7 protein-coding genes are annotated in these 16,616 nt (G+C 48.7%); all 7 read left to right on the forward strand.

The window, feature by feature from the left end:
* Positions 1-295: 295 nt before the first annotated feature.
* The 7 genes from RGU75_RS16730 (at position 296) to epsF (ending at position 16,601) form a co-directional block, all read left to right on the forward strand.
* On the forward strand, positions 296-8,089 hold the full coding sequence (locus RGU75_RS16730) for a YDG domain-containing protein (protein ID WP_322237884.1): 7,794 nt from the start codon (positions 296-298) through the stop codon (positions 8,087-8,089).
* Positions 8,090-8,157: 68 nt separating this feature from the next.
* Positions 8,158-9,861, forward strand: a complete 1,704-nt coding sequence (locus RGU75_RS16735; RefSeq protein WP_322237886.1) for a ShlB/FhaC/HecB family hemolysin secretion/activation protein — start codon at positions 8,158-8,160, stop codon at positions 9,859-9,861.
* 271 nt (positions 9,862-10,132) lie between these two features.
* Positions 10,133-10,957: a PEP-CTERM sorting domain-containing protein gene (locus RGU75_RS16740; RefSeq protein ID WP_322237888.1), complete on the forward strand. Its 825-nt coding sequence runs from the start codon at positions 10,133-10,135 to the stop codon at positions 10,955-10,957.
* A 381-nt stretch (positions 10,958-11,338) separates the two neighbouring features.
* On the forward strand, positions 11,339-12,604 hold the full coding sequence (gene epsL / locus RGU75_RS16745; RefSeq protein WP_322237890.1) for an XrtB/PEP-CTERM-associated polysaccharide biosynthesis outer membrane protein EpsL: 1,266 nt from the start codon (positions 11,339-11,341) through the stop codon (positions 12,602-12,604).
* A gap of 179 nt (positions 12,605-12,783) precedes the next feature.
* Complete coding sequence (locus RGU75_RS16750) at positions 12,784-13,698, forward strand: EpsD family peptidyl-prolyl cis-trans isomerase (protein ID WP_322240610.1); 915 nt, start codon at positions 12,784-12,786, stop codon at positions 13,696-13,698.
* A 102-nt stretch (positions 13,699-13,800) separates the two neighbouring features.
* The gene (epsE, locus tag RGU75_RS16755) at positions 13,801-14,613 is read left to right on the forward strand and encodes a polysaccharide export protein EpsE (protein WP_322237892.1); all 813 of its coding nucleotides are present in this window, start codon (positions 13,801-13,803) and stop codon (positions 14,611-14,613) included.
* Between the two features lie 581 nt (positions 14,614-15,194).
* Positions 15,195-16,601: a chain length determinant protein EpsF gene (epsF, locus tag RGU75_RS16760; RefSeq protein ID WP_322237893.1), complete on the forward strand. Its 1,407-nt coding sequence runs from the start codon at positions 15,195-15,197 to the stop codon at positions 16,599-16,601.
* The last annotated feature ends 15 nt before the right edge of the window (positions 16,602-16,616 follow it).

Raw genomic sequence — 16,616 nt, forward strand, 5'->3', positions numbered from 1 at the left:
CATGAAAGATGGTACTCGGAAGCGATTCGGCGGTCAGGAGCACATCGTGATGCATCCGCGAGGGCAGTCTGCGTCGTTCATATCACGGCACTGCAACCAAACGCGGAACAAGCCCAGCGCATCAATGTCGCGCGCACCTCCTCCTAGTGTATTTGGTCTCGGTATCACTTTACGACTCCAACCAGTTTCAAGCTCCCCCGGAACAAGACTGCAGTGCAATCAGTAGGCGCGGAATGGCTTCTCAATAGAAGCGGACGTGCGCCCCATTCAAAAACACGCTTCTAAAAAAAATAACATGAACAATATTTACCGTCTGGTCTGGAATCGCGCCATTAATCAATGGGTGGTAGCCTGCGAATTTGCCCGCAGTACGCAGCGCGGTGCAAGCTGCACGCGTCGTGCCGGCACTAGTCTGCGTAGCGCCATTCCTATGCTTTCTTTACTGTCTATTTCGCTAGGCCTTGCAGGGATTGTTCAGGCCGCACCATTTGGCGGCCAGATAACGGCGGGAACCGGCACTATAAACCAGGCAGCATCCACCACTACGATTCAGCAATCGAGCCAAAATCTGTCGCTGAACTGGCAAGGCTTTAATGTGGCTGCTAATGAGGCGGTAAATTTTGTTCAGCCGGGAAGTAATTCAATCGCAGTTAATCGGATTCAAAGTTCAACCGGAAGTCAGATACTCGGGCATCTGAATGCCAATGGTCAAGTGTGGTTGATTAACCCGAACGGGATTTTATTCGGTCAGAACGCGCAGGTTAATGTCGGTGGTTTAGTGGCTTCGACTCTAAATGTGTCGGATAACGCCCTTGGATCAAGCAGCGTCAGCTTTAGCGGCTCTGGCACCGGCAGCATAATTAACAAAGGAACGATCACCGCGGCTAGCGGAGGCTATGTCGCGCTGATCGGTAATACTGTCTCGAATCAGGGTGTCATTTCTGCCACGCTAGGAACGGTGGCGCTGGGTGGCGGCAGCGCTGAGACATTGACGTTTAGCGGTGACAAGCTAGTCCATCTGCAAGTTGATCAAAGTACGTTGGATAACCTTGCCGAAAACAAGCAATTGATCCAGGCTGATGGCGGTCAGGTGACTATGACAGCCGGTGCAAAAGACACAGTATTGGCCAGTGTGGTGAACAATACCGGTGTGATTTATGCGCGTACCGTCAACGATCACAACGGTGTCATCACTTTGTTAGGCGGCATGCAGTCTGGCCAGGTCAATGTTGGTGGCACGCTGGATGCCAGCGCACCCAATGGCGGCAATGGTGGTGCTATCGAAACCAGTGCAGCGCAAGTAAGGGTTGCGAACAACGCAATCATCACTGCCAGCGCCAGGCAAGGGCAGGCGGGCACATGGTTAATTGATCCAACTGACTTAACTATCGACGCCAGCGCAGCAACGACGATCGCCAGTACGTTGACGGGCGGAACCAGCGTTACCGAGCAGACGACTGCCAACGGTGCGAGTGGATCGGGTACGCAAACGGCTGGTGCAGGTGACATTAATGTCAATGCGGCGATCAACTGGACCAATGTAAATCCCAGTATAAAGTTGACGCTTTCCGCTTATCATGCCATTAACGTCAACGCTGCCGTTCATGGTACGGGTTCCGTAGTCATGGAAGCAGCCGGTGGAAATATAACCATCGGTTCTGCCGGTTCAGTAAGTGGTGATGCCGGGGTCACCCTGGCTACCGGGGCAAATTTTGTCAATAACGCGGGTGCCTCGGCGGTGTCAGCATCGGCCTCAAAATGGGTCATCTATTCCACGAGCCCAACATTAGATACGCTTGGTGGACTAATCCCCAATTTTATCCAATACAACGCCCCCTATCAAACCACGCCAGCCTTAGCCGCAGGTAACGCTTCTCTGTATAGCATCGCGCCCACATTGACTGTGACAGGACTGTCAGGAGCGGTAAGCAAAACCTACGATGGCAACACGAGTGCAGCGCTATCAGCCTCAAATGTTGCTGTGTCGGGCTTGATAAATAGCGATACGTTTGCATCCATGGCGGGTATTTTTGGATCATCCAATGCTGGTACCAATATGGCTGTTTCGTCCTCGCTTGCATCTGCAGGTTTATTGGCAAAAAATACCGCCGGTATTGACGTATATGGTTACGGGATTGTCGGCCCGGCTGTAACTGCAGGTATCGGTACTATTACACCAGCGGCGCTCACTGCATCGATAATAGGTACGCCTGCCAAGGTGTATGACGGTACGATGACTGCAACCTTAATTGCGTCAAATTACGCGCTTGCAGGATTCGCGACCGGTCAGAGCGCCACCGTGAATCAACCTTCCAGCGTGTCATACGGTGCGGCCAATGCCGGCGCACAAACGGTCTCCGCGACCTTTTCTACCTCGAATTTTGTCGCCGGCGGCAGTACCAATTTACTCAATTACACTTTACCTACATCGGCCAGCGGAGCCGGAGTAATCAATAAAGCGGCAGTCGAAGTGACAGGTGTTCTGTCAAGCAACAAAATTTATAACGGAACAGCCACGGACGCATTAAATACTACTAATGCAGGAATCTATGGTGTTATTCCAATCGATTCTGGTGCCGTTGTCTTAGTCAGTAGCGGTGCGAGCGGTCAGTTTTTGACGTCAAATGTCGGTAACAATCTAGCAGTAAGTGTTAGCGGTTTTGCTTTGTCGGGTAATAGCGCAGCCAATTATCAAATAGTTGAGCCATCGAATCTGGTAGCCAATATCACACCAAAATCTCTCACGATCACCGGTTTGTCAGCAACCAATAAAGTTTATGATGCCACGCGTGCAGACGCCCTGAACATCATCGGTGCTGCGCTATCCGGGGTGGTGAATAGCGATGCATCCAACGTCTCACTTTCTTCGTCCAATGCGACCGGCGCGTTTGCGTCAGCTAACGTTGGTAGCGCATTAGCGGTGTCTTCATCAGGATTTGGCATTTCGGGCACGGCAGCTTTAAATTATCAACTCGTTCAGCCCACCGGTCTCGTGGCGGATATTACACCAGCGGCGCTTGCCATTTCACTCATCGGCAATCCCACCAAGGTGTATAACGGCAGCAGTACCGCCGCGCTCGGAACCGGTAATTTTTCTGTCTCAGGTTTTATATCAGGGGAAAGTGCAACAGTTTTACAAACTACATCAGCGACGTATAGTTCTCCAAATGCGGGTACGCAAGCCGTTACCTCTACTTTATCTGGGCCTGACTTTTCAGCAGCAAATGGCACTTTGCTGTCAAACTATAGCTTCCCGTCATCAGTAACTGGTATCGGCACTATCACGCCAGCACCATTGACGGTGGCTATTGCTAATAACCCGACTAAAGTTTACGACGGCGCGACAACAGCCACGCTAAGTGGTGGAAATTATGCGCTAAGTGGCTTTGTTCCAGGGCAAAGTGCGACCATTAGTCATGCAAGCGGTGTTTATGCTTCTGCCAATGTCGGGGTCGAAGCCATTACGACCAGCGTGCTTCCGTCGGACTATACCGCTGGACAAGGCACATTGCTGTCGAACTATATTCTTCCTGCCAGCGTTTCCGGTTTCGGAACGATTACGCCTCTCGCTATTTTGATGAATGTGCAAGCATCCATCATCAACAATCCGTCAAAATCTTATGATGGCTCCTCGGTGGCGACATTGAATTCGTCTAACTATTCTCTATCAGGATTTGTGCATGGTGACGGTGCTTCAGTTAATCAAACGGTTGGGCATTATTCGTCCGTCAATGCAGGCGCCCAGCCTGTTAGTGCCATGCTGACCACGCAAGACTTCGTCGCCAATGCAGGCACTACTCTGACTAACTACACATTGCCGACCACCGCTTACGGGACTGGCACGATTACACCGATTCCGCTTTCGGTCTTGATCGTCAATAATCCAACCAAAACTTATAACGGTGCGACGTCCACCGTATTGAGTGCTTCAAATTACGTCATCTCTGGATTTATTGGTAGTGAAAGCGCACAGATCAATCAATCTGCATTAATCAATTATGCCGCGCCAAACGCTGGCGCACAGGCCATTACAGTCACGCTGATGTCGTCTGATTTCACGCCAAACGGTGCGGTGCTCACAAACTATGTGCTGCCGACATCGGCTGTAGGGACGGGCCATATTACGCCTGCACCACTTTATGTCAGAGGGGTATTGGCAACTGATAAGGTCTACAACACTACAACAGCAGATGTGTTGAATACAACCAATGCATTGTTGAGCGGCCTGGTTGCCAGCGATGTTGCTAACGTTACGCTTGTCGATGGAAGTGCTTCCGGAACGTTCTCGACTGCCAGTGCGGGCAATAATCTGGCTGTATCGCCAACTGGATTCTCGCTTTCCGGTAGTGCCATTGGCAACTATGTTTTACAACCCATCACAGGATTGGCGGCTAATATCACCCAGGCATCATTAAGCATACTGGGCGTTACAGCAAGTAATAAATCCTACGACGCGACTAATGCGGCGACGTTGAATGACGCAAGCGCTAACTTGTCCGGAATTTTGACCGGATCAGCAGGACAGGACAGCGTGACATTGATAACGTCTGGAGCAACCGGCACGTTCGGTTCGGTTAATATCGGCAACCAGTTGGCTGTCGGAGCAAGCGGTTTTGCGCTCGCTGGAGCGCAAGCCGGAAACTACGCGTTAAGTCAACCAACCGGTCTGACAGCGGATATTACGCCAGCTGTTATCACTGCGGTGATTATTGGTAATCCTACCAAGTCATACGACGGTTCCTCCTCAACAACCCTGACCGCGGCAAACTATACATTGAGCGGTTTCGTCGCAGGCCAAAGCGCTGCGGTTCCGCAATCGGCTACAGCTAACTACACATCACCTGATGCGGGAACGAATGTTAGCGTGGCATCGACGCTCGTGCTTTCAGATTTTGTTGCAAGCGCCGGCACACAATTGTCCAATTACGCGCTACCGCCGACTGCCGCTGGACTTGGTACGATCACGCCCGCCCAACTCACGGCCATAATTGTCGGTAATCCGACTAAAACCTATGACAACACTACACCGGCGGCATTAACCAACACAAATTTCATGTTGTCAGGATTTGTCGGATCGCAGGGTGCGGCAATCAACCAGACTGTTGGCACGTATGGATCGGCGAATGCAGGGCCAGAATCAGTATCAGCGAGTTTGACTGCAAATAATTTTTCGACAGCAACCGGAACTAATTCCAATAACTACATATTTCCAGTATCCGCAGTAGGCAATGGGACGATCACGCCCGCACCTCTGTCGGTGCTTCATGTTTCAACCACGCCGCGTGTTTACGACGGCACGACGGTTGATGTACTAACCGGCGCTACCCTCAGCGGCACTGTTTACCTTCCCGATGCCCCGATACTGGGTAATTTTGCAACAGGCACACTTAGCTCGAGTGGAAATGTTGGTACCGATACGGTGACGACAGCCATGACGTTGACGGGTCCTGGGAGCAGCAATTATATCGTCACGCAACCGACTGGATTGACTGCAGTGATTAGTCCTGCAATCTTGAGCGCCACCTCCGCAGTCAGCAGAGCCTATGACGGGACCAATGTGGCGAATCTGAGCGGAACCCATACCACTTTCAGTGGTTTCGTCAGCGGTCAGGGTGCAAGTGTTAAAAGCGGCGTCACCGGCACTTTCTCGCAACCCAACTTTGGCTCCGCTCTGACCATCACAGGCGGCGCGCTAACGACCGGCGATCTGACCGCCAATAACGGCACATTGCTGACCAACTACACATTGCCTGCAAGTGATAACGGCATCGGTAACATTACGCCTGCAATATTGACTTACGTGGCGACGCCAGTAAGCTATCAATACGGTCTTAATATACCTAGCGTTCAAGCGGGCAGCGTCACCGGTTTTGTGCACGGCGAGACTTTATCCAATGCTACTACGGGCACTCTTGCATTCGATAATAGGACTGCAACAAGTACTAGCAATGTCGGCGCCTATTCTATCGATGGCAGCGGCCTAACCGCGAATAACGGCAATTATACTTTTGTTGCAGCGGCAGGAAACGCAACCGCACTGAGGATTACGCCCGCGCCATTGACGGTGATAGGTGTCGCGACCACGTCGCGTGTCTACGATGGCACAACCGTTGACATCCTCACCGGTGCGACCCTCGCTGGCACTTTGTACAATCAGGACACGCCAACGTTGGGTAATGCCACGACAGGCACGCTTGGCAATAACGGTAATGTCGGTAACGATACAGTGACCACTGCGATGACATTGACGGGAGTGGGTGGGACTAACTACGCCATCACGCAACCTACCGGTTTGACTGCAATAATTACGCCGGCAACCTTGAGTGCAACCTCGACAGCGACAAGAGCATATGACGGTAGCACGATGGCTGACCTGAGCGGTAGTCATACCGTCTTTACCGGTTTTATAAGTGGTCAGGGCGCGGTTGTTAAAAGTGGCGTGACGGGCAACTTCTCACAGCCTGACGTGGGCAATAACCTGAGCATTACGGGCGGCGCTTTAACGGCTGGTAATCTGACGGCCGCCAATGGCACGTTACTATCCAATTACACGCTTCCATCAAGGGACAACGGAACAGGTAGCATTAGCGCTAAAGTGATTAATCTGACCGGCGCCCGAATTTATGACGCCCTGATTGATGCCGACGCGAATATTTTCGGCACTATCGCAACAGGCGTGAGTGGAGAGAGTTTGTCACTATCTGGTAGCGGTAGTTTGAGTAATAAATCGGTTGGATCGCGTAGCGTCCAATCACTCGGTTCATTGCAGCTTGTCAGTGGCACGGGCCAGGCCAGCAATTACACTTTAGTCGGCGGCATCGACACAGCCACCATCACACCATTAGCCATCACGGTTAATGCTACTGGCCATACTAAAGTCTATGACGCGAATACCACGGATGCCGTCACATTAGCCAGCACCGGTGTGCTGAGTATGGACGCGGTGACCTTTGCCAATAGCGCTGCTAACTTTACCGATAAGAACGTCGGTCAGAGTAAAACGGTGAACGTCACCGGTATTACCAAGACTGGTCTCGATGCAGATAATTACAGTATCAACACCGCAGCAACCGCGACCGCAAACATCACGCAGCTAGCAATCACCGTCAACGCCACTGGCACTGACAAAGTGTATAACGCCAATACTATCGATACCGTCACATTAGCTAGCACTGGCGTATTAAATCTGGATACGGTGATCTTTGCCAATAGCGCCGCTAACTTTACCGACAAGAACGTTGGTCAAACTAAAACAGTGAACGTCACAGGCATCATCAAGACCGGTATTGACGCCGGTAACTACAGCATCAACACCGTCGCAACGACGACTGCCAACATCACACCGTTGGCTATCACGGTTAATGCTGTTGGAACCGACAAGGTCTATAACGGCAACGCGATTGATACCGTGACATTGACTAGTGCCGGTGTATTAGGCACAGATAAAGTGGCCTTTACCAATGCCGCTGCCAATTTCACTGACAAAAATGTCGGCCAGCAAAAAATCGTAAGCGTTACAGGCATCGCTGACAGCGGTATTGATGCAGGCAATTATGTATTCAGCAGCGCTGCCGCGACCACCGCTAGCATCACACCGGCTATCGTCAATCTCAACGGCTCGCGTTTGATTGATGGGTCGACTAATGCCAGTGCCGGAATTTTCGGTACCAGCGGTACGGTTTCCGGATCCAATGGTGAAACACTGGCGTTAACAGGTAGTGGCACACTTGCCAGCAAAAATATCGGCATTCAACCGGTCGTTTCTCTCGGCAACCTGGCGCTGAACGATGGCACGGGTCTGGCGAGCAATTACACCTTAATCGGAGGAGTCGATAGCGCCAACCTTATTTCGGCATCAGAGCCGATCATGTCGATGGCCTTCATTCAATCGTTTCTCAATACTGATAGTGCTATCCCAACTCCTTACGGTATTGCCTCTTCAAGCGCGATTGCAAACTTTACCGGCAACCACAAAAAAACACGTTACAACCCGATTGAAGCTAGCGGAAGTGTTTCAGATTTCCAACCGGGTCTTGATCTCAATGTGCAGGACGCCGGGGTGCGCTTGCCAAATGGCGTCTCGCCATGATCATCCAATATTTTCGGAAACAGACCTCACGCCACCAAAGGTTTTCCACATCTAATGCTATCGATCACATGACCTTGCCACATCGCTCACGCTCGCGCTCAGACCGCGTTCACATTCCTCATGCACTTAGTTTGGCGCTGTTCCTGGCGCTGGTTTATCCATTTGGTGTCGCACTCGCGGCGGCGCCGTTTGGGGGAGGACAGATCCTGCAAGAGGTTCAACCACCTTCAGCACCGCTACCAACCTTACGTCCAGAATTGACTATTGAACAGCCCGCAATTAGTCAGGTTCCGCCATCTGCGGCATTTCTGGTTAGTCGTATCGACATCATCGGCAATACTTTGCTACCAACGGCAGACTTACATGTTCTGGTCGTGTCGGGTGAAGGTAAGTCGCTCACTCTAGGGGATCTGAACGCGTTAGCGGCCCGTATTACCCAGTACTACCACGAACACGGTTACCTGTTGGCACAAGCCTATATTCCGGCTCAGACACTTAACAGCGGAACTGTACAGATTGCCGTGCTTGAAGCCAGATATGGCGCTATCAATCTTCAAAATACCAGTGGCGTTTCAGACAGTCCACTGAAGGCCACGCTTAGCCCGCTGAAAAGTGGCGCGCCGGTTGCCCAGGATTCTCTGGATCGTAGTCTGTTATTGCTTGCCGATATTCCTGGGGTAATTGTTAACTCTACCTTGCGTCCAGGAGCAGTATTGGGAACCTCAGATTTGCTGGTAGACATTACGCCCGGAGCGCCTTATAGCAGCAGCTTAGGCCTTGATAATACTGGTAGCCGCTACACCGGTCGCGCTCGATTAAGCGCTGGTCTCAACGTAAATAGTCCATTTCACCAGGGCGATTCGCTGACCCTGAACGGTCTTACCTCTGGCAAGGGATTGAACTATGGGCGTCTGGGATACCAATTTTTGCTGGATGGACAGGGCACGCGATTAGGCGCGGCAGTCTCGGCTTTAAATTACCGTCTTTCAAATGGACTCTCTAATCTGGGTGCGCACGGTACTGCAGAGGTTCAAACGTTACAGCTTTCTCATCCTTTTATTCGAAGCGTAAACGGCAACCTATACGGCCAGTTAGAGTTCGACCACAAGCAGTTGCGCGATCACGTCGATATAAATAACACGCAGACCGATCGGCACACCAATGCGTTGATGGCAATCCTTGCCGGGGATCACAGAGACAGCAGTGGGATAACCAACTTCAACCTGAGCACCGCGTTTGGCAACCTCACCTTTGACAACGCCGCAGCACAGGTTGGCGATGTCGCTGGAGCGCGTACCCAGGGCGGCTATCTAAAAGTCAATTTTTCTATTGCGCGATTGCAACAGTTATCCTCATCCAATGCCTTATACGTCGCTGTTACGGGCCAGATGGCTAACAATAATCTGGATTCATCCGAGCAATTTATTCTTGGCGGACCAAATAGCGTAAGGGCTTATGACGTCAGCGCAATGGCAGGCGCACAAGGGGTTCTAGTGACGCTTGAGTTACGTCATAACCTGGCTTTGCCGACTCAGGGATTATGGCAAGCAGTTGCCTTTGTCGATAGCGGTCGAGTACAAGTGGAGAAGACAGTGTTTGTCAGTGGCCCCAATGCCGCAACCATCTCCGGCGCTGGTGTTGGTTTAAGTTGGTTTGGTTTGCAAGGATGGAGTGTTACCACCGGACTAGCAGCGCCGATTGGCGCGACGCCAAAGTTGGTAGGCACCACGGCCTCAGCCAGATTATGGGTTCAGGTACAAAAGGGATTCTGATTGCAAGTGTTAAAAGAGGCGAGAGTTAGTAATCCAAGAGTTATTTGGATTGAATGTCAGTAATTGTCGGATTTGGTAAGAATACTTGTATGTAGGTTCAATATAATATTTTAATGTCGACACGAGCTTTTTAGTTTAGTAATTTGAGATAAATTTTATGAAGTGATAAAAATTTCTTGAATAAATAGACGATGACGGGATTAGTGTCTTGGCGCAGATGGGGAAAACCAGCAATCCTGGCAAAAATTCTTAACAAAAAAAGAGATTAATTATGAAACCGATGCTGAAAAAAATCTTACTCTTGACAGCAACTGCGCCGTTGATGCTGACTGCATTCATGGCTTTCGCTAGCCCAATGCCTGCAATCGCCGCAAATGTTACTGCCCCTAACAATGGTTTAACGTTCGCTACCTTTGCTGACTCAACGAATAACGATTATTTTACGTTCAAAAATATCATCTCTAACAATACGGCTACGTTCGGTGCAGTCAACGATCCTGTAAACTTCTTTTTTAGTAACGCTGGCCTTGGCGGACTTAATGCGAGTTTGACAGGCAATCAAGCTGCTCATCTTACGATGACATCATCGACTTCGACTGCAGAGCAAAATATAGTAGCGATAGGTTACGATGCACAACCGCTAGATAGTACGATGACGATTAAGATCACGCGCGATGTTCCTATTATCGGGCTAAGTAATTTGTTAACCGCGGTCATCACTACAAAAACGCTTCCTACGACGCTTTTGGGTATTAACAATGGCTTTAGTGCGTCGTTCAACGCCTCCGGTAATACTCAGAATATTACATACACATCTGACTTCTTAAATTTTGCAAGCATCAATCCAGCTTACTCAAGTATGAGCCTGTCGTTTAGTGCATTGAGCACCGCATTGACTTCACCGTCAGACTATTTGGCAGACTTTGGCGCAAATGGTGTGGGCACTTTTAGTACTACTCCAGCAGCGCTCGTCACCTCTCACGTTTTTCCTGTATCGGCAGTTCCAGAACCATCAAGCTACGCAATGATGTTTTTAGGTCTTGGTTTTATCACTTTTAAAGCACGTCGTAAATCATCTAAAAAAACAGATGTATAAGTGATGCGTTTAATTTCAATTTTTTGAAATATTGGCTTAAAAAATACGTTTATTTTGGCCAAAACAGAAATTTAAAGAGAGCCATTAATACGAGGTGTCGCTATATTTTTTTGGGAAACCTCTGTTGGCTGCTACATAAGGGAACAAATAATTGACTATCGTGTGACGATTCGCCATTGCTCTTATCGGTTAGAAAAAGTAACTGCCTTACCGGTTCTCGGGAGGCTAAAAAATGGTCCATGGTTAAACAGTTGATAAAATTTGCCGGCAGCACTAAAACGCCTCATTGAGGTAAATCGCAGAATTAAGTTACAGAAAATTAATAGCCAATCTAAAAGCCGAGTAGCGATATTTTCAGTTTGACTGAAACACACATTTCATATGCATCCGCTTCAAAATAACCGCAGCTACACCGCGCGCTCCCTGTGCGCGTTATCAATCATTTCAAGTGCACTCTTCTCCGTGTCAGCATTTGCTGCTATGGGCGATGGTAGTATTCCCAATATTGTGACTCCTTATGCAAATTACACTTTGTTTTATGAGGATAATCTGTTGCGTTTCTACGATAGCGCGGCTGCTAAGGCCACGCAAGGCTCTAATCAAATGTCGGATACAGTGAGACGTGCCGCCGGTGGATTTCGGTTTGACAAGCAAATAAGTCTGCAACACTTTACCGCCGACATTAGCCTTAATCGTTCCAGCTTTGACCATTTCAGACAGTTTGATAACACTGGCGAGGATTTGCTCGCCAACTGGAACTGGCATTTGGGCAACAACCTTGAGGGAAATGCCTCCACAAACTATTCAGCGTCGCTGACCCCGTTTGACAGTTTCCGTACTAGTCAAAACAACGTACAGCTTCAGGGAAACGTGCGGCGGCAGTGGACTAATTCTCTGGATGCCGCATGGCGGCTCGGTGCAGACTGGCGAGTGCGCGGGGCGGTTAGTCGTTACCAGTTATCGTACGATCTTACTGCATTGCGCGGTAGCGATCAAACGCAGAATACCACCGAACTTGGCCTTGATTATCTGGCTCCTAGCAGCAGCACCATCGGCGTTCAATTACGCCATCTTCGTGGCGGTTGCCCCGATAGCGATTGCCATGGGTCGGTTCTGGGTGCCAACTATATTCAAAATGAATTTAAAGGCAAAGTAGATTGGCAGGTGACCGGAAAATCACGGATACAGTTTCTCGGTGGTTGGGTGCAGCGAACCTACGATACTTTCTCAACAGAAAACTTTAATGGTGCGAACGCCCGGTTTGTCGGAAATCTGGCAGCAACTGGCAAGATCGGCCTTACCTTAAATGTCTGGCGCGAGATTAGTGCAGTGGCCGATCTCACTGCCAATTACGCTTTGGTCCGTGGTGTAAATCTAACTGCTGGTTGGGACGTTGCATCCAAAGTTCGTATTGATAGCTCTTACAACCTGGAGCAGCGCGATTATAACGGCGTGGCTGTTATACGCGGAGTCACGCCGTCCACGCGTAGCGATAGCGATCGCAGAGCATCGGTAGCGGTAACTTACCTTCCCTATTCACACCTGCAAGTAAGTGCAGCAATATTTCATGAAACCTTGAGTTCTACGATCACGCAATTGGGATTTAAGGCCAATGGCGCGCATGTGAGTGCGCACTATGAGTTTTAAATTTGCACGATGATCAGACAAAAATTTTTGGTTTTAACATGTACTAAGAAATTTATCTTTGCTCTCTACGTGACCCATAAAGTGGTCGATATATTTGTAAGTCCCCCATTTAAGCAGATCGCTGAAGGAGTGAAGTTTCCATGAATGCCACCATTTCATTACGCCACGTAATCATGACGATGACGCCAACCAGACGTATCGCCGGTGCTGCATTACTTTTGTTTTTGGCTGCTACGTTGTCAGCATGCGGTGACAAAGAAAAGGCGCCCGGTCAATCCCTGGCGCGCGTCAATGGACAAGATATTACGGTGCTTCAATTGAACGATGAATTGCAGCGGACCGGCGATCAGCAGAAGTTCACCAACAAACAAATATTAGATGGACTGATTGATCGACAACTACTAGTTAAAGCAGCGCAGGATGACAAGCTTGATCGCGATCCTTTGATAATGCAGGCAATTGAGCGCTCTAAAGTACAGATTTTAGCCCAGGCATATTTGCAGAAAAAAATTATAAATATCAGTAAACCTTCTACATCGGATATAGATAATTTTTATCAAAAAAATCCAGATTTATTTTTACAACGCAAACAATTTGAGTTGAAGGAATTGATCGTTGATACCAGAAACCTTAGTCCGGAACTGGTTGCGGTGATGAACTCCGCAAAATCGCTAGATGAGGTGGCAACCTGGTTGGATGGTAAAAAGATTGAATTCCTCCCAACACATGTCACACGTACTAGTGTGGATCTATCGCCCGATATTTTAAAGGCCATGAAAACCATGTCCAAGGGACAGCTCTTTACCATTAAAGAGGGCCCTCGCACTCTTTTGATTGCCATGCAGGATATGAAGGAAGCTTCGATCAATGCGCAGGCCGCATCACCGCAAATTGAGCGATTCCTGATAATCCAAAAAAATAAAGAAGCAGAAGCCACAGAAGTTGCACGCTTACACACAACAGCCAAGATCGAATACCTCAATGATGGGTTGGTCAATAAGGAAGCTGCAGCGTCAGATCCCGTCGCCAAGCCGGTAGAAGACAAAACAGAGGCCGCAAATCATATTGATCGCGGTGTCGCCGGACTAAAGTAAAACTCTCTACGTGGTAATGCGCGGTACCGATAGTAAATTTTCGCTCGATTCAGAACAAAATTTGCCATTAACGTATTTAAAGTAAAAATAGAATTGGTCAAAATGAAAAAATATTGGTTGGTAATATTAGCGCTAGTAATTGGTGCATTAAGCGGCACCTTCAGTAACCCATTAATGAGTGCGGCCTTTGCCGCAGACGTGCAACTCGGCGCTGGTGATGTGATCAGAATATCTGTCTACGATCATCCAGATCTGTTGCTTGAAACCCGCGTCAGCGAAGCAGGCAGCATCTCCTTTCCATTGATTGGTGAGGTCCAGGTCGGTGGCGTCTCGTCATTGGTCGTTGAGAAGAAAATTGCCAGCTTGTTAGAGGCTGGCAGCTTCATTCACAACGCGCAGGTAAATGTGATCGTCACGCTGATGCAAAGCCAGCAGGTATCCGTGCTAGGGCAGGTCAATCGTCCAGGGCGCTATCCGATTGACGGTCAACGCAGCTTGACCGATATCCTAGCGCTGGCGGGCGGTGGCAATGCGGATGCGGGTGACACCGTTACGTTGATCCGTACCCGTAATGGCAAGACCGAAAAAGAGGTCATCGACCTGATTGAAATGGTCCGTACCGGCGATATGAAACAGAATCAGGGGTTGATAGGTGGAGACGTTATTTATGTAGAGCGTGCACCGCGCTTTTATATTTATGGTGAAGTTCAGCGCCCGGGGACCTATCGCCTCGAACGTAATATGACCGTGTTACAGGCTTTGTCAGTCGGCGGTGGTTTGAGCCAAAGAGGAACAGCGCGCAACGTACGTTTAAAGCGTCGCGACGAAAAAGGTGTCCTGCAAGAAATTGTTGCCAAGCATGATGACCTGGTTGGCTCGGATGATGTGTTGTACGTGCGGGAAAGTCTGTTTTGATTTGTAACATCTTACCAAGCGCTCACAGTTAGACGTCTTCATTATACGAACATAAATAAGCCTCTGAAATCGCGCCTCAAGCAGCAAAATTTATCCGAATGATTGTGTGCAAATGTCAGGAAATGTAGGCATTTGTAGAGTTCCTGATATTTTTATTTCTTATAATAAATGTGTGTTCAAAGCAGTATCGAGACCTGATATTTTGAGAAGAGCACAGTTTTGCAGTTTTTCTCCTACATGAAATGACTTAAATTTAATGCAATTTACAGTGCACATTGAAAAATAAGGCAGGCTAAAAAAATGATTAAAGGATCGGCTCGAATAAGAAATTTTGATCCTGGTTAGTCGCATCCTTTATCTCGGAACATCGCGAAGCTTCTTACATTGCAGGGCCCATATTCGACCTAAAGTTACATTTCTGAGCGAACAATATTCTTCAGGAAATGCATTCCGAGATGATTCGTACTGATAATTACTACGTCAACAAACTAAGACGCATTTAGTCATTTAATAACGCGGGAAGTGCCAACCTTTTATAGGATAGCGCCTGGACGCATTAGCTATGTTTTGAGAGTGTAAAAATGAATTTTAACCAGTTCCTGCTTATCCTGCGCGTGAGGTACAAGGTAGTCTTGATCACGCTTCTATTGTCTTTTGTCGTTACTTTGGCGGTCAACCTTTTACTTCCTAAAACTTATAAGGCAACTACCTCGCTAGTATTAAATTATAAGGGTGTAGATCCCGTTACTGGTATAGCATTGCCAGCACTGCTAATGCCGGGATACATGGCAACACAGGTCGATATCATTTCGAGCAGGAGCGTCGCCCTGAGAGTCGTTGATGATCTCAAGTTAGCCGACGGCGCGGTGGTTAGGGGGCAATTCATTGCCAATGCAGACGGTAAGGGAACTATTCGAGACTGGCTTGCAGATTTGTTGTTGAAAAAAATGGAAGTCGTACCGTCGCGAGAAAGTAGTGTGATCGATATTAGTTTCAAAGGCGCTGATCCACAATTTTCTGCTGAAGTTGCAAATGCATTTGCTTCCGCTTATCTGCAAATAAGTATCCGACTTAAAATAGAGCCTTCCCAAAAAGCATCTGGTTACTTCACTAATCAGATTAGCTTATTGCGAGAAGCACTTGAGAAAACTCAAAACAAATTATCTGTATATCAGCAAGCGCACGGTATCGTGAACGCTGATAATCGCCTTGATGTTGAGTCTGCGCGGCTAAATGATCTTTCCTCGCAATTGGTGCTGGCACAAGGTCAGTCTATGGAGGCTAGCTCTCGGCAGCGCCAGGCACAAAGTGGTTTGGGAGTATCACCAGATGTATTGGGCAACCCTCTTGTCCAAAACTTGAAAGCTAGCTTGTCGATAGCAGAAGCTAAGTTTGCCGATACATCCCAGCGTGTCGAAAAAAATCATCCACAGTACCAATCTGCCAAGTCTGAAGTTGATAAGTTGCGGTCTAATCTGGATGAACAAATAAAGTTAGCTAGTGGTGGTGTGGCTGGGAATGCCCAAATTCTGCGACAGCGCGAAGCCGAAATTCGCTCCGCACTAGCTTTGCAAACCACAAAGGTAATGGCTCTCAATAGCGCACGTGACGAACTTAAGGTGCTGACTACCGAGATGGAAAATGCGCAACGAACCTACGAAGGTGCATCGGCTCGCTACAGTCAGACAAATATGGAAGGGCAGTCTAATCAATCCGACATCGCAGTATTGAATATTGCGGTCGCACCCATCGTTCCATCGAATCCCAAAGTGTTAATAAACATGCTCGTATCGATTTTTCTAGGAACGATGCTCGGATTGAGTTTTGGCTTAATGGCAGAAATGATGGATCGTCGCGTTAGATCTACTGAGGATCTCATCAATGTGCTGGGGGTACCAGTTCTCGGTGTGCTGCAATGGAATCCGCCAGTACGATTGCGTGGGAGTTTTTTAAACCGTTTTTTACGAAGCAACCCGAAGGCGAATTGAATCATGGAACGCCAG

The sequence above is a fragment of the Glaciimonas sp. CA11.2 genome (genome assembly GCF_034314045.1).
Taxonomy (GTDB): domain Bacteria; phylum Pseudomonadota; class Gammaproteobacteria; order Burkholderiales; family Burkholderiaceae_D; genus Glaciimonas.